Source organism: Clostridioides sp. LIBA-7678 (assembly GCF_056716065.1).
Map to the genome: position 1 here is coordinate 4,173,407 of NZ_CP196987.1, position 22,318 is coordinate 4,195,724.

Annotated in this window: 26 protein-coding genes; 1 reads left to right on the plus strand and 25 read right to left on the minus strand. The window is 28.9% G+C overall.

Features of this window, described 5'->3' with window-relative positions; genetic code table 11:
- Nucleotides 1–167: 167 nt before the first annotated feature.
- The 13 genes from dnaB to rstA all read right to left on the minus strand — a co-directional run bounded on the left by dnaB (nt 168) and on the right by rstA (nt 10,450).
- A complete protein-coding gene (gene dnaB / locus ACTG46_RS19315) occupies nt 168–1,496 on the minus strand; it encodes a replicative DNA helicase (RefSeq protein ID WP_003420541.1) in 1,329 nt (442 codons plus the stop codon).
- An 18-nt stretch (nt 1,497–1,514) separates the two neighbouring features.
- A complete protein-coding gene (gene rplI, locus ACTG46_RS19320) occupies nt 1,515–1,964 on the minus strand; it encodes a 50S ribosomal protein L9 (protein ID WP_054272076.1) in 450 nt (149 codons plus the stop codon).
- The gene (locus ACTG46_RS19325; RefSeq protein WP_054272077.1) at nt 1,965–3,959 is read right to left on the minus strand and encodes a DHH family phosphoesterase; all 1,995 of its coding nucleotides are present in this window, start codon (nt 3,957–3,959) and stop codon (nt 1,965–1,967) included.
- A gap of 10 nt (nt 3,960–3,969) precedes the next feature.
- Complete coding sequence (locus ACTG46_RS19330; protein WP_479923414.1) at nt 3,970–4,926, minus strand: YybS family protein; 957 nt, start codon at nt 4,924–4,926, stop codon at nt 3,970–3,972.
- A gap of 7 nt (nt 4,927–4,933) precedes the next feature.
- Complete coding sequence (locus ACTG46_RS19335) at nt 4,934–5,254, minus strand: MazG-like family protein (protein WP_479923415.1); 321 nt, start codon at nt 5,252–5,254, stop codon at nt 4,934–4,936.
- Between the two features lie 142 nt (nt 5,255–5,396).
- Entirely contained in the window at nt 5,397–5,624 is a 228-nt protein-coding gene (gene rpsR, locus ACTG46_RS19340) for a 30S ribosomal protein S18 (RefSeq protein ID WP_003420527.1), read from the minus strand.
- A gap of 18 nt (nt 5,625–5,642) precedes the next feature.
- On the minus strand, nt 5,643–6,077 hold the full coding sequence (locus ACTG46_RS19345; RefSeq protein ID WP_021386628.1) for a single-stranded DNA-binding protein: 435 nt from the start codon (nt 6,075–6,077) through the stop codon (nt 5,643–5,645).
- A 36-nt stretch (nt 6,078–6,113) separates the two neighbouring features.
- Nucleotides 6,114–6,392 carry a 30S ribosomal protein S6 gene (gene rpsF, locus ACTG46_RS19350; protein ID WP_003420522.1) on the minus strand — a complete coding sequence of 93 codons (279 nt, stop codon included), beginning with the start codon at nt 6,390–6,392 and terminating at the stop codon, nt 6,114–6,116.
- Between the two features lie 216 nt (nt 6,393–6,608).
- Nucleotides 6,609–7,805: an aminotransferase-like domain-containing protein gene (locus ACTG46_RS19355; RefSeq protein WP_054272080.1), complete on the minus strand. Its 1,197-nt coding sequence runs from the start codon at nt 7,803–7,805 to the stop codon at nt 6,609–6,611.
- A 102-nt stretch (nt 7,806–7,907) separates the two neighbouring features.
- Nucleotides 7,908–8,093: a DUF951 domain-containing protein gene (locus ACTG46_RS19360; RefSeq protein WP_021386561.1), complete on the minus strand. Its 186-nt coding sequence runs from the start codon at nt 8,091–8,093 to the stop codon at nt 7,908–7,910.
- A 14-nt stretch (nt 8,094–8,107) separates the two neighbouring features.
- Nucleotides 8,108–8,371: a putative Se/S carrier protein gene (locus ACTG46_RS19365; protein ID WP_054272081.1), complete on the minus strand. Its 264-nt coding sequence runs from the start codon at nt 8,369–8,371 to the stop codon at nt 8,108–8,110.
- Nucleotides 8,372–8,450: 79 nt separating this feature from the next.
- Complete coding sequence (yedF, locus tag ACTG46_RS19370) at nt 8,451–9,053, minus strand: sulfurtransferase-like selenium metabolism protein YedF (protein WP_054272082.1); 603 nt, start codon at nt 9,051–9,053, stop codon at nt 8,451–8,453.
- A gap of 104 nt (nt 9,054–9,157) precedes the next feature.
- A complete protein-coding gene (gene rstA / locus ACTG46_RS19375; RefSeq protein ID WP_054272083.1) occupies nt 9,158–10,450 on the minus strand; it encodes a toxin production/motility transcriptional repressor RstA in 1,293 nt (430 codons plus the stop codon).
- A 259-nt stretch (nt 10,451–10,709) separates the two neighbouring features.
- Here rstA and ACTG46_RS19380 point away from each other — a divergent pair, with 259 nt between their 5' ends.
- Entirely contained in the window at nt 10,710–11,285 is a 576-nt protein-coding gene (locus ACTG46_RS19380; protein WP_479923416.1) for a GerMN domain-containing protein, read from the plus strand.
- Nucleotides 11,286–11,388: 103 nt separating this feature from the next.
- Here the strand turns inward: ACTG46_RS19380 and ACTG46_RS19385 are convergent, their stop codons facing one another.
- The 12 genes from ACTG46_RS19385 to rpmH all read right to left on the minus strand — a co-directional run bounded on the left by ACTG46_RS19385 (nt 11,389) and on the right by rpmH (nt 21,660).
- Nucleotides 11,389–12,534, minus strand: a complete 1,146-nt coding sequence (locus tag ACTG46_RS19385; RefSeq protein ID WP_054272085.1) for an aminotransferase class V-fold PLP-dependent enzyme — start codon at nt 12,532–12,534, stop codon at nt 11,389–11,391.
- Nucleotides 12,535–12,566: 32 nt separating this feature from the next.
- Nucleotides 12,567–13,430, minus strand: a complete 864-nt coding sequence (locus tag ACTG46_RS19390) for a ParB/RepB/Spo0J family partition protein (RefSeq protein WP_054272086.1) — start codon at nt 13,428–13,430, stop codon at nt 12,567–12,569.
- A gap of 1 nt (nt 13,431) precedes the next feature.
- Entirely contained in the window at nt 13,432–14,205 is a 774-nt protein-coding gene (locus tag ACTG46_RS19395; RefSeq protein ID WP_479923417.1) for a ParA family protein, read from the minus strand.
- A gap of 136 nt (nt 14,206–14,341) precedes the next feature.
- Nucleotides 14,342–15,127: a nucleoid occlusion protein gene (gene noc, locus ACTG46_RS19400; protein ID WP_054272088.1), complete on the minus strand. Its 786-nt coding sequence runs from the start codon at nt 15,125–15,127 to the stop codon at nt 14,342–14,344.
- 162 nt (nt 15,128–15,289) lie between these two features.
- Entirely contained in the window at nt 15,290–16,009 is a 720-nt protein-coding gene (gene rsmG, locus ACTG46_RS19405) for a 16S rRNA (guanine(527)-N(7))-methyltransferase RsmG (protein WP_074179467.1), read from the minus strand.
- The gene (gene mnmG / locus ACTG46_RS19410; protein WP_479923418.1) at nt 16,002–17,897 is read right to left on the minus strand and encodes a tRNA uridine-5-carboxymethylaminomethyl(34) synthesis enzyme MnmG; all 1,896 of its coding nucleotides are present in this window, start codon (nt 17,895–17,897) and stop codon (nt 16,002–16,004) included. The genes rsmG and mnmG overlap by 8 nt, the downstream gene beginning before the upstream one ends.
- 92 nt (nt 17,898–17,989) lie before the next feature.
- Nucleotides 17,990–19,369, minus strand: a complete 1,380-nt coding sequence (mnmE, locus tag ACTG46_RS19415; RefSeq protein ID WP_054272091.1) for a tRNA uridine-5-carboxymethylaminomethyl(34) synthesis GTPase MnmE — start codon at nt 19,367–19,369, stop codon at nt 17,990–17,992.
- A gap of 110 nt (nt 19,370–19,479) precedes the next feature.
- Entirely contained in the window at nt 19,480–20,109 is a 630-nt protein-coding gene (jag, locus tag ACTG46_RS19420; RefSeq protein WP_054272092.1) for an RNA-binding cell elongation regulator Jag/EloR, read from the minus strand.
- A complete protein-coding gene (locus ACTG46_RS19425; RefSeq protein ID WP_021386599.1) occupies nt 20,078–20,785 on the minus strand; it encodes a YidC/Oxa1 family membrane protein insertase in 708 nt (235 codons plus the stop codon). The genes jag and ACTG46_RS19425 overlap by 32 nt, the downstream gene beginning before the upstream one ends.
- Before the next feature lie 31 nt (nt 20,786–20,816).
- Nucleotides 20,817–21,068 (minus strand): membrane protein insertion efficiency factor YidD, encoded by a 252-nt coding sequence (gene yidD / locus ACTG46_RS19430; protein ID WP_021386578.1) that lies wholly within the window; start codon nt 21,066–21,068, stop codon nt 20,817–20,819.
- 32 nt (nt 21,069–21,100) lie between these two features.
- Complete coding sequence (gene rnpA, locus ACTG46_RS19435) at nt 21,101–21,445, minus strand: ribonuclease P protein component (RefSeq protein ID WP_003420486.1); 345 nt, start codon at nt 21,443–21,445, stop codon at nt 21,101–21,103.
- A gap of 77 nt (nt 21,446–21,522) precedes the next feature.
- Nucleotides 21,523–21,660 (minus strand): 50S ribosomal protein L34, encoded by a 138-nt coding sequence (gene rpmH / locus ACTG46_RS19440; RefSeq protein ID WP_003420485.1) that lies wholly within the window; start codon nt 21,658–21,660, stop codon nt 21,523–21,525.
- Between the last annotated feature and the right edge of the window lie 658 nt (nt 21,661–22,318).

The following is a 22,318-nucleotide window of genomic DNA, read 5'->3' on the forward strand; positions in this document are numbered from 1 at the left end:
AAGCAAGCTAAAAGCTTGCTTTATCTACTTATTCACACTTATCAACAGGCTATCTGTGGATACTGTGGATAATTTTTTAGCTATATTTCAAGGTTTAGACATATTTAGTGACATGTATCCACATTTTTCCTGTAGAAAGAAAGGATGTTCTGTGGATATTCATTAGATTATAGGTCTCTCAACTTATCCCCAAATCGTTGAACTTCACCAAGCCAAACTAGTTCTACAGAACCAGTTTCACCATGTCTATTTTTTGCTATTATTACTTCTCCTATATTTTTACTCTCAGAATCAGCATGATAATATTCATCCCTATATAAAAACATGACTATATCTGCATCCTGTTCTATCGCTCCAGATTCTCTTAAGTCAGATAACATTGGTCTATGGTCTGCTCTTTGTTCTGGTGCACGTGATAACTGAGATAATGCCACAACAGGACAGTTTAATTCTTTTGCTAGTATCTTTAGTGACCTTGATATTTTAGATATTTCTTGTTGTCTGCTTTCGTTATTACCTTCTCCTTCCATAAGTTGAAGATAATCAATAAGCACTAAATCTAGACCTTTTTCTATCTTTAACTTTCTACACTTTGACCTTAATTCTGATATTTTTATACCAGGAGTATCATCTATGTGTATTTTCGCATCTGACAACACTGCCATAGCATCTATAATTCTAGGCCAGTCATTATCATTAAGTGTTCCAGTCTTTATCTTTTTTAATTCTACACTAGACTGTGAAGATAACATACGTTGTACTAATTGTTCTTTAGACATCTCTAGACTAAACACAGCTACAGACGCATCACCTTTTAAGGCGGCATTTTGTACTAAGTTTAAAGAAAACGCAGTTTTACCCATTGCTGGTCTGGCTGCAATTAATATTAAATCGGTCCTTTGAAGACCATTTATTTTTTTATTTAAATCTTTAAAACCAGTAGTTATGCCAGTTACATCACTCTTATTAGTGTATAATTTTTCTATCATATCATAGGCGTCCATCAAAACTAAGTTTATAGATTTAAAATCATCACTAGTTTTCTCCTGTGATATATCAAATATGCTCTTTTCAGCTTGTTCTAAAACATCTTCAATTTTAGTTGCTCCACTATATCCTAGATTTATTATTTCATTAGAAGCTTTTATAAGCTTTCTAAGCACAGACTTCTCTTTTACTATGTCAGCATAGTATTTTACATTTGAAGTCGTAGGTACTATAGTAGAAAGACTTGTAATATAACTGATTCCTCCAATATCATTAAGATGCCCTTGTTTTCTTAGTTCTTCTGTCAGTGTTATCAAGTCTATAGGCTCACCTTTATTACTTAAAGTTATCATACATTCATATATTATTTTGTGAGCCTCTTTATAGAAATCATCAGGCTTTATAGTTTCTGTAACTGTTATTATAGCATCTTTATCTAGAAGTATAGAACCCAATATTGATTGTTCTGATTCTACACTATGAGGAGGAATTCTCGTCATATCTTCCATCTTTATCACCTCTAGTTATTACTGTTTTTCTTTTACATCTACTCTTATTTTAGTAGTTACTTTTTGATGTATTTTTATTTCTACAAATGTTGAACCTAGAGTTCTTATTGGTTCATCTAATAATATTTTTCTTTTATCTACATCTATATCTTTTTGTTTCTTTAATTGCTCAGCAATCTCTTTAGCAGTTATTGAACCAAAAAGTCTTCCACCTTCTCCTGCTTTTGAGTATATTTCTATATTGATTTCTTCCATTTGTTTCCCTAATAAAACAGCTTCTTCATATTCTTTTTTCGCTTTTATCTCTTTAGACTTATTCTTTTCATTTAACTCTTTTATTGCTACATTATCTGCTTGCACAGCCATCTTTTTAGGAAATAAGAAATTTCTTGCATATCCATCACTTACTTCTTTCATTTCCCCTTTTTTACCAGTTCCTTTTACATCTTTTAATAATATAACTTTCATCTATTCTTCCTCCTCCAAATACTCCTCTATTATTTTATTTACCATCTTATAAGCTTCTTTTAGAGAAACATCTTTTAACTGTGCTCCAGCTATATCTATATGTCCCCCGCCTCCTAATTTCTCCATAAGCACATGTACATTTATTTGTCCTAAAGACCTCGCACTTATAAATATCGTATCATCTTTTTCACCTAATACAAAGGAAGCTTCTACTTCTTTTATGTTTAATAACTCATCAGCAGTTTGAGCTATTATAACATTTATACTATCTATCTCTGTACTTGAATATGCTAAGCATATTCTATTGTTAATTATTTTAGTACTTTGAATTATTTCAGCTTTTATTATGAAATCTTTCACATCAGAATTGAAGAATTTTTTGACCTCAATAGTATCTGCTCCAACTTTTCTAAGATAAGAAGCAGCTTCAAAAGTCCTAACACCTGTTTTGAATGCAAAGTTTTTAGTATCTAGACTTATTCCTGCTAAAAGACCTTCAGCTGTTAGTTTATTTATTGTTACATCTTCATCCATATATTGAACTAATTCTGTAACCATTTCACAGGTTGAAGATACATATATCTCATGGAATAAAAGTACTGCATCATTTATGAATTCCACACCTCTTCTATGATGGTCTATTACCACTATCTTCTCTGATAGCTTTAATAGCTCTTCACATTCGGTATAATTAGGTCTATGAGTATCAACTACCACGACCAACGTGTTTTTAGTACAGTTGTCAATAGCATCTTCTTTTCCAATAAATAGTTTCTTATAATAATTATTTTCATTTATTTTATTTATAAATATTTCTATAGATTCATTTACCGATTGTAAAACTATGTTTGCTGTTTTGTTACAGGATTTACATATGTCATAAACTCCAACTGCAGCTCCCATAGCATCCATATCTGGATATTTATGTCCCATTATATAAACTTGGTCACTTTGTTGTATAACCTCTCTTAAGGCATGACCTATCAATCTAGATTTTACTTTGGTTTTCTTTTCTACAGCTTTAGATTTTCCTCCATAAAATACAAATTTATCTTTTGTTTTTACAACGGCTTGGTCCCCACCTCTACCAAGTGCTAAATCAAGTGCACCTGTAGCAAGTTTTAGGTTCTCATTTAATGTATCTCCATCTATACCAATTCCTATACTTATAGTAACAGGAAGATTATTTCCATAATCAATATGTCTTATTGTATCTAAAATAGAGAACTTCTCAGTTTCTAATTTCTTTAACTCTTTTTTATGCATTACCAAGAAGAATTTATCTTTTGAAGTTCTTCTCAATGCACCATTTGAGTTTAATTCTAAAGCAGAAAGTATTTTTTCTACTTCAACATTAATTAAAGCTCTCTTGTCTTCTGCTGCACTTTTTAATACTTCATCATATCCATCTACTTGTATTAGCATCATTGCATTTTTTTCGTCATCATAATCTTGTTTTACTTTTAAATATTCTGTCTTGTCTATCCAGTATAATATCATCAAATATTTAGGATTCTTTTCTTGATCATTTTTTATAACATTATAAATTATTGTATATTCTTTTTCTTTGTAGTTTATTTCTGTGTACATCTCTTTATTTTCATTCAATACTTTTCTTAAATTAAGATTTTTAACTATCTCTTCTATATTTTTATCAAGTAAATCTTTTTGACCAATCATATCATAAAACTTTCCATTATACCACGATATATTTCCATCAAACTCCAAGATACACAGTGGTATTGGAAGATTTATTATGGCTTTCTTGGTTGTTTCATCTATGTCTAAAGATAAATTTTGAATATACTCTGTCCATTCATGACGTCTAATATTAGTTGTTCTCCAATTGTGAAAAACCATATATACAAAAATACAGAAAAATAAACACCCTACATACAAGTTGTAATAAAGCAAAATTATACTAGAAATACCAATAACAATTATATATAAATTTATTTCTGGCATATTTAATTTAAAGGTTTGTTTATTACTCATTTCTATCCTCCTAAGTGGATTTATAACTTCTCACCTTTCTAAAGTCAATTATACTATCTACCATACCAACAAAAGATATTCCCATAAATCCAAATAAACATAAAATTATCCCTGAAAGAAACATAATTTTATTTGGTCCCTGTCTTATCCATTTCTTTAAAAAATAAATACAAACTGCTATACCTTGAATTACAAACATTAAATTAAAAACTAGCTGTAAATTAGTCATTATTAATTCTGTATATAGTTTTGAACCAATAATTTGAATAAATAAGACTAACAAATAAAGTAAGAAAGTTGTGAGTATAGCATTTCCTGGTAAATAAAAATCTGCAAATTTAGGAAATCTTATATCCATCTTTGTAATTCTTTTGATAAAAAATACACTTAAATAATATGTTACAAATGCTGATAATAACCCTTGTAAAAATAGCATCATTGGTAACATGTTTGTAAAATAGCTTACAATCTCATCTGGCTTCATCTTCTCAAATATTTTAAGTTCAGTTGCTGAAAAACTATTCTTTTGGATGTTTACAATTTCTGCTATCATCTTAGAAACTTCATCTAATAAATTTACATTTAAAAATGTTTTTAATACAAAGAAATATACAAGCATTGAAAGTACAAATATTATTGTTCCACCATATATGGGTTCAAATTTATTGCTATCTTCTTGTTCAAAACTTCTCTTTAACATCTTTCCTATTGCTATACCTGGTAAAGAATACATTATACATATATTTAATGCATAAGAAATGTCTGCAAATAGAATTAGTACGCAAAATGTAATCAAAATAGATATAAAAGAATACCTTCTATCAGTAATAGCACCTATAATTACATATGGAACAGCTGCTAATATACTAAACATTCCTAGCATTGGAATATAGGCTATTACTAAAGCGATTATTACAGCTAAAACTATTATATGCATTGCTTTAGATAGTCTAATTTTATTATTCAATTTAATATCACTCCCTATTATCCATATGTTTTTTTAAATTAGATAAATCTCCATACCATCTTTCAACACTATGTTCTTCATCTATACCAATTTTTATTTTTTCTTTGACTTTATAATCCACATCTCTAAAACTAATTCCTAATCTCTTTGCTAAGAGATATGTTATCATTATTATATTTGCTAGAGTATCTTGAATTGCTTCATCTAAAGGTTTTACCCCTTTAAATAATAAGTTAAACAAATCACTTATACTCATTAATATTTCTGTTTTCATCCATTCTATTATCTTTATGTTTCTCGTTATTTCAGAACCTTTATCTATTTTCACGTTTACAACCCTCCTTAATATATAATATTATATCATAAATAATAATATATTTAAGTATATAAACAAAAAAACGAGCTTTATAGCTCGCTTCATTTAGATATATAAATACCTATAATAAAAAATGAGCACAAGGCTCATTTTTTTAGTCTAATGTATATGGTAAAAGTGCTATATTTCTCGCTCTTTTTATAGCAACTGTTAATTCTCTTTGATGCTTAGCACAAGTTCCAGATATTCTTCTTGGTAATATCTTTCCTCTTTCAGTTATATACTTTTGTAATCTTTGAGTACTTTTGTAATCTATTTTAGCGTTTTTGTCAGCACAGAATTGACAAACTCTTTTTTTCTTACGTCTTTTTTTATTCATCATGACTTTTTTCCCTCCTTTTTAAAATGGTATATCGTCATCATCTATAGCTTGGAAACCTTGTGGGTCTAGACCTTGAGGTTCAAAGCTTGGCTCAAAAGCTGGAGCACTTTCTCTATATGAATTTTCCGATTTATTCTTACTATCCAAAGCTTGTACTGATCTAGTACTTACTTTTGTAAAAGTTCTCTTTTCACCTGATTGTGTCTGATAATTGTCTACTCTTATAGATCCTTGCAATGCAACTAATCTACCTTTAGTTATGTAGTTAGCACAAAATTCAGCAGATTTACCCATTACTTCAACAGGTATAAAATCAGTTTCTTTAGATCCATCTTTTTTTACATAGTCTCTATCAATGGCTATTGTAAAGGATGCCACTGGTGTTCCTGTACCTGGGATGTATCTTAATTCAGGGTCTTTAGTTAATCTTCCCACTAATACAACTTGATTCATAAAAACACCACCTATTTTTTATAATAAAACCAGTTATTAAGCAACAACTATCATGTGTCTTATTACGTTTTCATTTATCTTTAAGTTTCTGTCTATCTCTTTAGGAACGTCTACTGCTGATTTAAAGTTAACTAATACGTAAAAACCTTCTGTAAACTTAGCTATTGGATAAGCTAATTTTTTAGTTCCCCAAGTATCAACTTTAACTATTTCTCCGTCAGTTGCAACAACTTCCTTAACTTTGTTTAGTATAGCCTCTCTTACTTCTTCATCAGAGTTTGGCTTTACCACATAAACTAATTCATAATTTCTCACTATAATTCACCTCCCTTTGGACTTAACGGCTCTACACTCTTAGAGCAGAGAAATGAGACTAAAATCTCATACCTACACATTTTATCATTTATTCTCATTTATGTCAATTTAAATTTTGGACAAAGTTTAATATAAGGCAAATTATATATTCTTAAATTAACAAGGGATGGCAATAGCCATCCCCTATAATATATCTATATAAGTTATTATTTTTAATTAAGCTTCAACACCCATAGCTTCTTTTAAAACTGATGCTATATTTTTTATACCTTCTATTATTTTTTCTTCTGGCATATTTGAATAGTTAAGTCTGAAAGTATTTTCTCTACCACCATTAGGGAAGAATCCTCCTCCAGCAACATAAGCAACATTCTTTTCTAAGCATTTTGGCATTAATTCTTTAGCATTTAAATTACTTGGAAGCTCTACCCATGTAAATAATCCACCTTCTGGATGAGTAAATACTAATCCTTCTGGGAATTCTTCTTCCATAGTCTTAAGCATTACATCTCTACGTTTAATATAAACTGCTTTAATTTTTTCAACGTGTGCATCTAAGTCATACATATCCATGAATTTACTTACTTCCATTTGAGATATAGTTGATGCTTGTAAGTCTGCACCTTGTTTTGCAAAGTTAAATTTAGATAATATTTCTGGAGAAGCACAAGTCCATCCTAATCTGTATCCTGGGCAGAATATTTTAGAGAAAGTTCCTAAGAATATTACTAATCCTTTTGTATCCATTGATTTTAAAGATGGTAAAGATTCTCCTTCAAATCTTAAATCTCCATATGGATTATCTTCTATTACTGGTATTTCAAATTTGTTTACTATTTCCATGAATTTTTTACGTCTTTCAAGTGGCCAAGTTCTTCCTGTTGGATTTTGGAAGTCAGGAATTACGTAAATCATTTTTATTCTATCAGTTGTTTCTAGTATTTTTTCTAATTCTTCCATTATCATTCCATCAGAATCAGTTGGAACGTCTATGAATTTAGGTTGATAAGATTTAAATGCATTTATAGCTCCTATGTAAGATGGGCTTTCACATAAAATTACATCACCTTCATCAATAAATACTTTTCCTGCAAAATCTAGACCTTGTTGAGAACCACTTGTAACTAATATATCGTCTTTGTCTACATTAGTTTGATTTTTCTCATTCATTCTAGCTGCTATTTTCTCTCTTAATGGTTCATATCCTTCTGTTGTAGTATATTGCATAGCTGATCTTCCATTTTCTTCAAGCACTGCAACTGATACTTTTTTCATTTCTTCAACTGGAAATAATTCTGGAGCAGGCATTCCACCAGCAAAAGATATTATTTGTGGTTGTTGAGTAAGTTTTAAAAGCTCACGTATTTCAGATCCTTGTAAACCTTCCATTCTTCTTGCATATTTAATTGCCATAATTAAAGCACCCCCATGAAAATGTTTTCTTCATTTTCTATTATACCAAAATTTCGGATATTAATATACGGTATTTGACATTTTTTAAATGTTAATTTTATATCATTCTTTTATTAGCTTTTTTACTCTCTTTTCTAAGGTCTCTCTATCAAGCATTATTAACCTTGAACATTTGGTACATTTTATCTTTATATCCATTCCAGTTCTTATAATTTCGAATTCTTTACATCCACATGCGTGTTGTTTTTTTAATTCGACAATGTCTCCTATTTTTAAATCCATTGGCATAAATAATTAGCCTCCTAATCTAGCTTCTCTGCTTCTTTCGAACCATCTTCTAATTTACTTATACAATAAATTCCTTTTATATCTACATTATTTTCAGTTAAAATTGTTTTTATATTTTCCATGTCTTCAAAAGAAAATTTAATTGATATCCCACAACTTGCTGTTATTTCTCTTGGTGTTGGAAGAGCCATTACCTTTAGACCATTTTCACCAAATAACTTTTCTGATCTTATTGCATGATGTGTCGAATTAAATGACACTATATACATCTGATTCATTGCTTAATCCTTTCTGACTATCTGTTTTTCTTTAAATTAATCATTATTATTAGTTTTTATATTATTAAACAAACATACATTATATAGAAATAGTATTTGATGCATTCTTTAATGTTTCAACTATAGTATACATATTTGTAACTGAACCTACTTGTAGTTTGTCTTTTAAATTGTAGTAGTCTAAACAAGTACCACAAGATAAGACTTCTACGCCTTCATTTTCAAGTATTTTTAAATTTTCTATAGTTTCTTCATTTTCAGCACTTAGTGTTACTCCTCCATTAACTAAAAGTACATATTTAGGATAAGGCTTAGATTCAGTTAAAGTATATATAAATCCTTTTATTAATACTTTCCCTAATTCATCATTTCCAAGCCCCATTTTGTCTGAAGATATAAATATACATGTATCTTCTAGTTTACATTCTTCCTTGTCTACAATATCTTGTTTATCTAAGATATTTTGACCTTTTATAATTTCTATAGATATAAAATTTTCTTTTTCGTCAACAATACTTGCCTCACAATTTAAAGATTTAGCAAGTTTTAATACATTTTCTTTAGCTGTTTCATTGTCAACTGTTGTAACTACAATACCTTCTTCTATTTTATCTAATTCCTTTTTTGTATTTATAACTGGTTTAGGACAAGCAAGTCCTCTAGCATCTATTTTTATACTCATTGTTTGATTCATCTCCTTAAAAATATTCATACAATTTATATTTTATCATAGATGTTATCTTGCTTGTTATAGATTGTTTCTATAACCTTATAGGTTTATTTTTCTTACATTATTTCTAGATTTTTATACATAAATACACCTTTTTGATAATATTCTAACTCTTTTTCTTTTGAGATACTTGAATATAATTGACCTAAGTCTATATATAAATTAGCCAATATTCTACTATTTCCTAGGTCTGATACTATTTTTATACATTTGATTAAATACTCAATTGCAAGGGTAATCTCATTTTGATTCTTATACATATTAGAGTAGAATTTTAATGCTCTATATTCATTGAACTTATTTTTATTTTTTATTGATGAAGCTAAGGCTATCTTACAATATTTTCTAGCTAAATCATAATCTTCTTTATCTATATATGCTTCTATTATCTTGAATAATCCTGACATCATATATTCATCTTCATCATTTTTCTTTATGTCATATACCTTTTGTGAATATTCAAGTACTCTATCTGTTTCACCTATTTTTCTGTAAACATCACAAATTGTTAAATATACATTTGCTAATCCAGTTTTATTATCTTCATTTTCAAGTATCTTTAATGCTTTTTTAAAATAATCTTTCGATTCCTCATATTTTCCTATCTCAAGCATGTTATTTGCTTTTAACACCAAAATATCGACATCTTCTTTTCTATCATTTCTATTGTCTATTTCATTTATCTTATCTATGTACTTCAATGACATATTTGGATTATCTAATTTTATGTAACAATATGCCATCTTACTATATAGTTCCTTGTATATATTAACATCCTCAAATTTACTCTCTGACAAAATTTCTTCTGCAAAATTAAAGTGGCTTATAGCACCTTTATAAAAGTCTTCTTGCATGTATATCTTTCCTATATTTAAATAGCACTTAAGTATATTTTCACTATCACTATTTTTTATAAAGAAGTATAATGCCTTTTCAAAGTTTTCTATAGCATCATTATAATCAGATTTTTTTAGGTTAATATTAGCCATTAAAAAATTACATCTGCCATAGTTCTCCATTAAATCGTATCTCTTACATATATTTAAAACTTCTTTTATTTGGTCCTCAGCCTTGTTTAACTCATTTTCTTTTATGTAGATTTCGCTCTGTAGTATTAAATTATCAGTTATCTTTTTTGACTGCATTTCTTTGGTTTCTAATAAATACTCTACACTTACATCTAACTTATCGCCTAGATATTCCAACAGTTCATAACTAGTATGAGATTTATCTCTCTCTATATGGCTTATTTGTGCTGCTGTTATCCTATCTCCAGCTAATTCTTTTAATGTCATGTTTTTTTCTTTTCTTAATTTTTTAATCTTTTCTCCTAAGCTCAAAATTTCCATACTATTCCCACCTTTTGAAGACATTTTTTTATAATATAATTATAACTTATATTTATTTTAAAAACACTACTTTTATTTTACAATATTTTCTGTGTACATTAAATGATTTCCCATAAAAATGACTAAAATTTAGTTTATTTTGGATTTAATTAATTTAAATAAATCATTTTTTAAATTTGTTACTATTTTGTATTCATATATTTGCTCATAACGACTATAATTATATATAAGAATAGTTTTTATGAGAGGAGAAATTTTTATGAAAAATAAGAAAATAATGTTAGTGTTAAGTATATTATCTATATCTATATTCGCAATTGGTTGTACTAATGCTCAAGTTGGGAATGATACACCTAAAAAAGAAACTAAGAGTAATACAAATGTTGAGCAACCAAAAGAAGAAAATAATGCCGAGAAAGAGGTTCCTAATAAAAAAGCTACTTCTACTCCAAAAGAGGAAAATAAAACTCAATCAGTTATTATTTACTCTTTCGATGTAGACCAGACAGATTTAATAGAAAACAAAGTTGACCTAAACAAAGTTGATGAAAATACTTTATTTGAGGAGCTTCAAAAACTTAAAGTTGTTCCAGAATCTGCAAAATTAAACTCATTTACTACAAAAGACATTGATGGTGTAAAAACTGGTATATTAGATGTTAATTCTGATTTTACAAAGTCAAACTTAGGTAGTGATGCAGAAACTTTAATGCTTGATTCAGTTGCTCGTACTTACATAAAAAATATGAATGTTGAACAAATAAAACTTACTGTTGATGGTGCTAATTATGAAAGTGGCCATATAGTTCTTGAAGAAGGAGATTACTTAAAGTAATTTTTTAGGACACACTTTAAGATACATTTAAGGCATACTAAAATAGTGTAGATTATATAATCTACACTATTTTTTATATTCTTTAATTCTATAATACTTAATATTACTTATTATTTTTTGAAATTTTCTTTAAAGCTTCTACTGCTTTATCTATTTCATCTTTTGTATTGAAATATCCTATGCTAAATCTTACTGCACCCTGTTTTAAAGTTCCTAAAGTGGTATGTGCTAGTGGAGAACAATGTATTCCTGATCTAGTTGCTATATTATAATCACTGTCTAGTAAAAAAGTAACCTCTCCAGAATCCATGTTTCCTATATTTATAGCTATTACAGACGCTCTTTTTTTACTATCTTTTGGTCCATATATCTTTATATCTGGCACTTCCTCTAACTTGTCTATCATATATTGACATAATTCTTCTTCATGTTGTCTTATATTGTTGATTCCTCTTTCAAATATAAATAATACACCTTGGTTAAGACCTGCTATACCTGGAGTATTATGAGTCCCTGACTCATATTTATCTGGGAACAATTCTGGTTGAACCATTTCTTCTGACTTACTTCCTGTTCCACCTTCTTTTAATATATTTAGATTTAAACCATCTCTTACGTATAGTATACCTGTTCCTTGAGGTCCAAATAAGCATTTATGACCTGGCATTGCCAACATGTCTATATTAAATTCATTTACATCTATATCATAGACACCTGCTGTTTGTGATGCATCTACTAAAAATAATATATTATGTTTTTTAGCTATTTCTCCAACCTTCTTTATATCTATTAAAGTACCACATACATTAGATGCATGTGTCGTTACAATCAATTTAGTGTTTCCCTTTATTGACTTCTCTAATTCTTCATAATCTAGAAAACCTTCATAATCGCATTTTACTACAGTATTTTCAATACCTCTTTTTTCCAATGCTTTTATAGGTCTTATTACTGAATTATGCTCCATAGATGTTGTTATTACATGGTCACCATCCTGTAATACACCTTTTATTGCTAGATTTAAAGAATCTGTAGCATTAGATGTAAATACTATATTCATAGGATTGCTCACATTAAATAACTTAGCTATATTCTCTCTTGTATCATATATTTCCCTAGCAGCTCTCATAGCAAGCTTATGTCCAGCTCTACCTGGATTTGCACAGTAGTTCTTCATACAATCTAAAACAGCATCATACACTCTTTCTGGTTTTGGATATGTAGTTGCAGCATTATCTAAATAAATCATAACAATCTTCCTCTCCGTTTTATAGTTTTGTTTTATTCAAGAAGCATTGATACAATACTGTTTAAATCATCATCATTGTAGTATTCTATCTCTATTTTACCTTTTTTCTTTCCTTTAGAAATATTTACCTTCGTCCCAAATATATTTCTAAGTTTATCTTCTACATCTAAGATAAATACATCCTTAGGCTTAGATTTTTTTGGTACTTCTTCTTTGTTTTCAGATATTTTTTTAGCTATATTTTCGACTTCTCTTACAGAAAGCTCTTCTTCTTCTACTTTTTTTGCTATTTGTAGCTGTAAATCCTTATCTACAATTCTCAACAACGCCTTACCATGCCCTGCTGTAATTCTACCACTATCTATCATATCTATAACATCTTGTCCAAGATTTAAAAGTCTTAGAGTATTAGTTATATGAGGTCTGCTTTTACCAACAGCTTCTGATATTTCCTCTTGAGTTACATTATAATGTTCTATTAAGCTTTTATATGCTAGGGCCTCTTCTATTGAGTTTAAATCTTCTCTCTGTAAATTTTCAATTAAAGCTATCTCCATTATGTCTTTCATATCTATATCTTTAATTATAGCAGGTATTTGACTTTTATTTGCAAGTTTTGATGCTCTAAATCTTCTTTCTCCCGCTATTATCATGTATTTGTCATTTTCATCCATCTTAACTACTATTGGTTGTAATACGCCATAATTTTTTATAGAATCAGATAATACTTTTATTTTTTCTTCATCAAACTGTTTTCTAGGCTGAACTTCGTTTGGATATATTTTGTCTATATCGATGTTGATTATCTCTTTTTCTGAAGTTTCTCCTTTAATTTCTGGTATCAATGCACTAAGACCTCTACCCAATCTGTTACTTCTTTTAGACTTATTCTCCATACTAATATTCCTCCTCTTCTAAATCTATAAATTCTTCTGCTAGTTCCAAATAAGCTATAGAGCCCCTACACCTTTTATCATAGTAAATAACAGGTTTTCCATGACTTGGAGCTTCTGCAAGCCTTACATTTCTTGGAATTAGAGTTGTATATACACTTCCTTTAAAATATTTTTTGACTTCTTCAACTACTTGTATTGATAGATTAGCTCTCCCATCAAACATACTTAAAACAACACCCTGAATCTCTATGTCTGCATTTAATCTTGATTTTACCAATTTTATAGTCTCCATCAATTGACTAACTCCCTCTAAAGCATAATATTCACATTGTATAGGAATTAAGACACTATCTACAGCAGTTAGACAATTTATTGTAAGCATCCCAAGTGAGGGTGGACAATCTAAAAATATATAATCATATTCATCTGCTACTGCTTTTATGGAATTTCTTAAAATATACTCTCTATTACTTTTAGAAGTAAGTTCTATTTCTGCACCTGATAACTCAGTAGCTGATGGAACTAAATCGATATTTTCAAACTCAGTATTTATTATTGCTTCTTTAATATGTAACCCATCTAGCATAATTTCATAGATTGTATTTTCTACTTCATTTTTATTAATACCATATCCACTAGTTGTATTTCCTTGAGGGTCCAAATCTAATACTAATATTTTCTTTCCTAAGATTCCTAAACTAGCACTTAAATTTACATTTGTTGTAGTTTTTCCGACTCCACCCTTTTGATTGAATATAGCTATAACTTTGCCCATGATGTTCCCCCCCTTTAAGAATTAAATTAATTTTAAATGTTGACTAGGTGATTTTATAATTACAAATAATGTCTATAAATCAATTTATATTACAAGGCTTATATTACAAAAAAAGATTACTGGTAAGCAGTAATCTCTATTTTTTAGGAATTTTTACAACGACTTCCATGTAATCTCCCTTATCTATTTCATTATACTTAGCATCAATTCCTGTATTTGATATAGCATCAAAGGCCTGCTTTATAGTATTTATGTAAATTCTTATACTCATAGCACCCTTTATATTCTGTTTTTTATCAGGCTCTTCTTGAATTTTGGTTTCTTCTAATATCTCTTGTATCAATTTCTCTGTTTTTTTAACAGTTAATTCATTCTTTATAACTTTATCTAGTACATTTTGCATTAAATCTTCACTTGGTAGTTTAAGGAATGCTCTAGCATGTCTCTCTGTTAAGTTATTCTCTATCAGCTTCATTTTTATGTTGTTTGGAAGCTTTAATATTCTAAGCTTGTTTGCTACAGTAGATTGATTTTTGCCCAATTTCTCTGCTAGTTGCTGTTGAGTAAAAGCATGTTCTTTTATTAAGTTTTCATAACCAATTGCTTCTTCAATGAAATTTAAGTCTTCTCGTTGCAAATTTTCTAATAACGCTAGAACAGCAGAAGATTCATCGTTCATATTATTTATAATTGCTGGTACAGTTTTAAGTTCTGCCAATTTAGCTGCTCTTAATCTTCTTTCTCCAGCAATTAGTTCATATTTACCATCTTTTGCTCTAACTGTTATAGGTTGAATTATACCATATACCTTTATAGAATTACTCAATTCCTCCAATGAAACTTGTGAAAATATTTTTCTTGGTTGGTATGGATTTGGAACTACATCTTCTATAGGTATCTCCATAACTCTTTTATCTTCCATAACATACCTCTCTTATTTTAGATATAAATATTTTTGTTCTCTATATGTACATACAAATTTATTTCTGCATCCACTTTAATAATTCCTTTATTTTTGTTTTGTTTAAGATAAGCTTAATTATTTCCTGAGAAATAATTAAGCTTACCTATAATAATCTTTTAACTATATAATAGGATTCTTAGCTGGTTTCCCAGCCTTTCTAGGGTACTTAACTGGTGTTTCTTTTATTTTTTTAAAAACTAATATATTATGATTTAAATCTATTTCTGGCAATTCGACATCTATTTTTTCAACAAATTCTAGCCCCAAAATATCAATAGCTTTTTGTGATTCTTCTAGTTCTAAATTAGCATTTGGTCCCTTTAGACAAATGAAATATCCTCCAACCTTTACAAATGGTACACAAAATTCCATAAGAATTGGTAATCCAGCTACAGCTCTCGCTGTAGCAATATCATATTTTTCTCTATACTTTTCATCTTTACCAAAATCCTCAGCTCTTCCATGTATAAATTTAATATTAGCTAGCTCTAGTTCTCTACTAACTTCCTCTAAGAAGTTTATTCTTTTATTTAAAGAATCTAATAAGGTAAGCTCTAAATCATCTAAGCATATTTTTAATGGTAGACCAGGAAACCCAGCACCTGTACCAACATCTATTATAGACATACCATTTTTTATATATCCATTTTTTACAGCTGAAATAGAATCTAAAAAATGCTTCACATATACCTCTTTTTCATCTTCTATACCAGTAAGATTCATTTTTTGATTCCAATCAACTAGTATTTCTCTATATTTTTTAAATTTTTCTAGCATACTCTCATTAGTAATTATGTTAAAACTTTCAATCCCATTTCTCAGAAGTTCTATGTTATTCACCTTTGCCACCTCTAGTTCTTCTGACTTGTTCTAGATATATAAGCAAAACAGATATATCAGCTGGAGAAACTCCAGATATACGAGAAGCTTGCCCTATTGAAATAGGTTTTATATCATCCAACTTCTGTCTTGCTTCTAATCGAAGTCCTTCTATAGATGCATAATTTATTTTTTCATCTAACTTTTTATTTTCAAGTTTCTTAAATTGATCTATTTGTTTTAATTGTTTTTCTATATAACCTTCATATTTAGTTATTATTACACATTGTTCTTTGACTTCCCTTGAAACATCTTCGCCAGCGCCTTTTCCTAATTCTTCAAGTAATTCATAAGTAACCTCTGGTCTCTTTAAAAACTCGTATAACGAAATTCCAACCTTTATTGGTGCCGCTCCTTTTGCTTCCAATAGGCTATTTACTTCTTTTGGTGTAACTCTTTCATTTTTTAATCTTTCAAATTCTTTCTCTACAGCAGTCTTTTTATTTATGAATCTTTCATATCTATCTTTTTTAACTAATCCTATATCATAACCTTTTTGAGTTAGTCTCATATCTGCATTATCTTGTCTCAAATACAATCTGTATTCTGCTCTTGATGTCATCATTCTATAAGGCTCATTAGTCCCTTTAGTCACAAGGTCATCCAATAAAACACCTATATATGCCTCTGAACGGTCTAATACAAAAGGTTCTTTTCCTTCTATCTTTCTAACTGCATTTATGCCAGCCATAAGCCCTTGAGCTGCGGCCTCCTCATATCCAGAAGTCCCATTAAATTGTCCAGCACTAAATAAGTTCTCAACTCCCTTTATTTCCAAACTTATTTTTAGTTGTGTTGGGTCAACACAATCATATTCAATGGCATATGCAGGTCTCATTATCTTACAGTTTTCAAGTCCTTTTATCGTCTTGTACATATCTAATTGCACTTCAAAAGGCAAACTAGTTGAGATTCCTTGGATATACATCTCTTTAGTATTTAAACCTTCTGGTTCTATAAATAGTTGATGTGATGTTTTATCACTAAATCTTACCACTTTATCTTCTATAGAAGGACAATATCTTGGCCCAGTACTTTCTATTACTCCACTATACATAGCAGACCTTTTTAAATTTTCCAATATAACCCTCTGAGTTTCTTCAGTAGTTCTTGTTAAATAACAAGGCTCTTGTTCTTTTTCTATATTTTCATTCATAAATGAGAAAGGAGTTACTTTTTCATCACCTTCCTGTAAAGACATTACAGAAAAGTCTATACTATCTCTATGAACTCTAGCTGGAGTTCCTGTCTTAAATCTTCTCATTCTCAGACCCAATTCAACTAAACTATCTGTAAGGTATTTTGCATATCCTAATGCATTAGGCCCTTCATAAAATGCAACCTCACCCATATATATTTTTGAATTTAAATAAACTCCAGTAGCTAGTATTACAGCTTTAGATTTAAATGAACATCCTAGCTTAGTCCCAACTCCTGTTACAACATTTCCTTCATGTAAAATTTCCACAACTTCATCCATAGCTATATCAAGATTTGGTTCATTTTCTAATGTCTTTTTCATTTCTTCATGATATTTAAATTTATCTGCTTGAGCTCTTAAAGAGTGCACTGCTGGTCCTTTGGCAGTGTTTAACATTCTACTTTGTATATATGTCTTGTCTATATTTAATCCCATCTGACCACCTAAGGCATCTATTTCCTTAACTAATTGACCTTTACCAGTTCCACCAATTGATGGATTACAAGGCATCAATGCTATAGAGTCTAAAGACATTGTTATTATCAAAGTTTTATATCCCATTCTTGCAGTAGCCAAGGCAGCTTCACATCCAGCATGTCCTGCCCCAACCACTATAGCATCATATTTTCCTGCTTCAAACTTTATCATTTATAATTCCTTTCTTTTAAATTAATGTTTCATGAGAAACACTATATTTTTTTAAAACCTCTATAATCAAAAAATCAAATTTGTTTTACACCTTACTTACCTATACAGAAGTTATGGAATATATTATCTAATAAATCCTCTGTTACTGTATCTCCATTAATATAACCAAGATAATCCCATATATTTTTTAAGTCTACTTCTACAAAGTCAAATGGCATGCTTTGTTCTAAAGCAATTAAAGCATCTGTAGCAGATTTATATGCTTTATTAAGTGCATCTTTATGTCTAGAATTTGTTACTACTAAACTAGAGTTATTTTTAACACTACCTTTATATACCATAGACTCTATTTTATCTTGTAATTCTTCTATACCTTCTTGCTGTAAAGCTGATATTTTTATTATACTATTATTTTCTACATATTTAAGTATTTTTTCTTCTTCAATTTCCTGTTTTAAATCATTCTTATTTAATAGTACTATTGTTTGCTTATCTCTAAGATTTTCTAATATCTCTATATCTTCTTCTGATAGCTTTCTAGATGCGTCTAAAACCATTATAATCAAATCTGCACTAGTAAATGATTCTTTAGACTTTTCAACACCTATTTTTTCAACTATATCATCTGTATCTCTTATACCTGCTGTATCAACAATTTTTAAAGGTATTCCTTTTATATTTACAAACTCTTCTATAACATCTCTAGTAGTTCCTGGTATATCAGTAACTATGGCTCTATTCTCTCCTAAAATAGAGTTAAGTAATGAAGATTTACCTACATTTGGTTTCCCAACTATTACTGTTTTTAAACCTTCTCTAAGTATTTTTCCACTTTCAGCTGTATCATATAATTTTTTAATTTCCTTTTTAAGTTCATCAGTTTTTTCCTTAAGAGTCTGATATGTTATATGTTCAATATCTTCCTCAGGATAATCTATAGCAACTTCTACATGGGCTAATATCTCAGTGACTTTATCTCTTAGTTCCCTTATTCTTTTTGATAAAGAGCCTTCTAATTGGTTTTGAGCAACTTCATGAGCTATATCTGTTTTAGCCTTTATAACATCAATTACTGCCTCTGCCTGTGATAAATCTATTCTCCCATTTAAAAACGCTCTTTTAGTAAACTCTCCAGCTTCTGCTAACCTAATATCTTTTGATAATATTAATTCTAATATTTTCTTTACTGATATAAATCCACCATGACAATTGATTTCTATTACATCTTCTCCTGTATATGAATTTGGACCTTTCATATATGCCAATAAAACTTCATCAATTACATTTTCATCGTCTACTATATTTCCATATATTAATGTTCTCTTATTATATTCTTTAATACTCTTTCCTGACATAGACTTAAAGATTTCTTCTGCAACCTTTAAGGATTTTTCTCCACTTATTCTAAGTATTCCTATACCACCTTCTCCAGGTGCTGTAGCTATTGCTGCAATTGTATCATCTATAAACAAATTTATCACCTCTTAATTTATAATTTTTTACATATAGATTTACTTTTGGCTAATCACAATAATGTAATAATATTAAAAAATAAAACCCCCTAATGTTTAGGAGGTTGATTTTATCTTTTACACTCAATTACTAATCTTCTATATGGATCGGTACCTTCACTATATGTAATTACATATTTGTCGTTTTGAAGAGCTGAATGTATTATTCTTCTCTCATACGGATTCATATAATCTAATTTTTTAGTTTTTCTTGTTTTCGCTACTTCTCTAGCAACTTTATTAGCATATCTTATTAAAGATTCTTCTCTTTTTGATCTATAGTTTTCTATATCTACAAGTACTCTTGTATGAGAATCCTTATTTATTTTATTAAGAGCTAATCCAGTTAAAAATTGAATAGAATCTAAAGTTTCCCCTCTTCTACCAATTAAACTTGCAGCTTCTTTGCCTTCAATATCAACCATGATTAAATTATCTTTTTGAGATACATTGACTTTGGCATCAACATTTGCATTTTTCAACATTACCTCTATAAAATTTTTAGCTACATCTAGTTCCCTCTCGATAACAAAAATTTCATAAGTACCATCTTTAGCACCTATAAGACCTAAAAACCCTTTGCTTGGATTTTCAAGTATTTCAACTTCTATATCCTCTGCTTTTAAATTTAACTCTGCTATAGCCTTACTTATAGCTTCTTCCTTGCTTTTACTTTTTATTAATTTTAGGCTTTTTCTCATTAACTTTTTCCTCCTTAGAGTTAGCAGCCAGTTTAGCTTTTAAAGGATTCATTATTAAGTAATATTGAGCTATTGAGAATAAGTTACTTACTGTCCAGTACAATGTAAGTCCTGCTGGGAATATAAATCCCCAATAGAAAGACATACCTGCCATTACATATGTCATTACTTTCATAGAGCCTTGTAATTGATCTTTTGGAGTCATTACTTTTTGCATTACATATGCACTTGCTCCTGAAAATACTGCTAGTACATAATCTGGTGCTGTTAAGCTTTTTATCCATAAAAACCCATTATCAGCTGCTAAAAATGCAGCTTGATTTGCAAAAACGCCATGAGCAACTGGCTCTCTCAAAACGCTAAATAATCCTATTAATATAGGAAACTGTATTAATAAAGGTAAACAACCAGATAGTGGATTAATTTTAGCCTCTCCATATAACTTAACAATTTCTTCATTTTGTTTTTCTGGCTTATTTTTATATTTTTCTTGTATCTCTTTTATACGAGGTTGTATATCTTGCATTGCCTTTGTTGACTTAGTCTGCTTAACTGTTAATGGTAATAAAATAATCTTTACAAGAATAGTAAAAAGTATTATAGAAATACCATAGTGGTTAACAAATTCAAATATTACCTTAAGAATCATTCCTAAGAAATTTCCTATTATATTCAATTTTTTTATACCTCCTAATAGTTACTCTCTTTTATTTTAGAGGATCGTAACCTCCTGGATGAAAAGGATGACATTTTAAAACTCTTCTTACTGTTAAATACATACCTTTTACAAATCCATATTTCTTAAATGCCTCTATTGAATATTGTGAGCAAGTTGGATAAAATCTACAGGTAGGTCCCTTTAAGGGAGATATATATTTTTGATAAAATCTCACTAAATAAATACATAAATTCGATAAATGCTTACTTATTTCCTTTAATATATAAATTATTTTATTCAAAGTTATGAACCTCCATATTTATAGCATACAATTTAAATAGAAATATCCGTTCTTTTAACTAAGTTTTTTATAGACTTGTCTATGTCTTTAAAAGTAGCATCTTTACTAGATACTCTTGCTATAAATACTATATCATATCCAGGCTTAATTTTTTCATCAATATTTAATCTGTAGACTTCTTTTATTAGTCTTCTTACTCTATTTCTAGTGATGGCTTTTCCTACTTTCTTCGAAACAGAAATACCCACTCTACTATAATCTGATTTATTTTTAAGTATATATATTACTAAATATTTGTTTGCAAAAGATTTGCCGTGTTTATATACTTTTCTAAAATCAGAGTCCTTTTTTAACCCTTTAGTCCTATTAAAGTCCATAGTTAACCTCCATAAACACAGCTATGAATTGTAATTATTTACACAAAAAGGCCACCTTTGCAGCGGCCCTTTTGTAATTAATGAGTTAATCTATTTCTTCCTTTAGCTCTTCTTCTCTTTAACACGTTTCTTCCGTTAGACGTCTTCATTCTTTTTCTGAAACCATGTTCTTTACTTCTTTGTCTCTTTTTTGGTTGATAAGTTCTTTTACTCATTATTTTGCACCGCCTTTCAGATTTCATTTTCCGTTTATAAAAATAATAACTTTACCCTCAAAGTAAACATAACACATATAATTATAAATACTTTTACCACTGTTGTCAACGAGTTTTTGGGACGCTTCTATCACAAAATCTACCATATATATATTATGTATTTTTTTTATTGAAAATACTAGTAAAAATCTATTTAATTTTATTCTAAATTATTTTTTTCAATTATATACACAAATAAAGTAATTTTAACATGTTTATATTTTTATCAACAATTAGTTAATATTGTGGATAAATTAGTTACAAATCATTGAAGTTTGACATATATTTTGATATTATAAATATACTTGTTGATAATGTGCATAAATGTTATCAACTTATTAAAAATTATTCACAGCTTGTGGATACTTTTGTGTATAACTTTTAAGATTACTGACAATACTCTAGTTATAATCACCATTTATTGTATGTTTATGTTATTTATAACTTTATCTACATATTGTTTATATCTTTTCATATTTTTTTAATAATTTATACTATTATTAATTTATCAACACCATTATCCATAAATTTAGTTATTCTGTAAAATTTATATATGTTTTTGCTTTTCTGTTAATAACTTTGTGGAAAATATTAATTATTCTGTTCGGAGGTTTATATT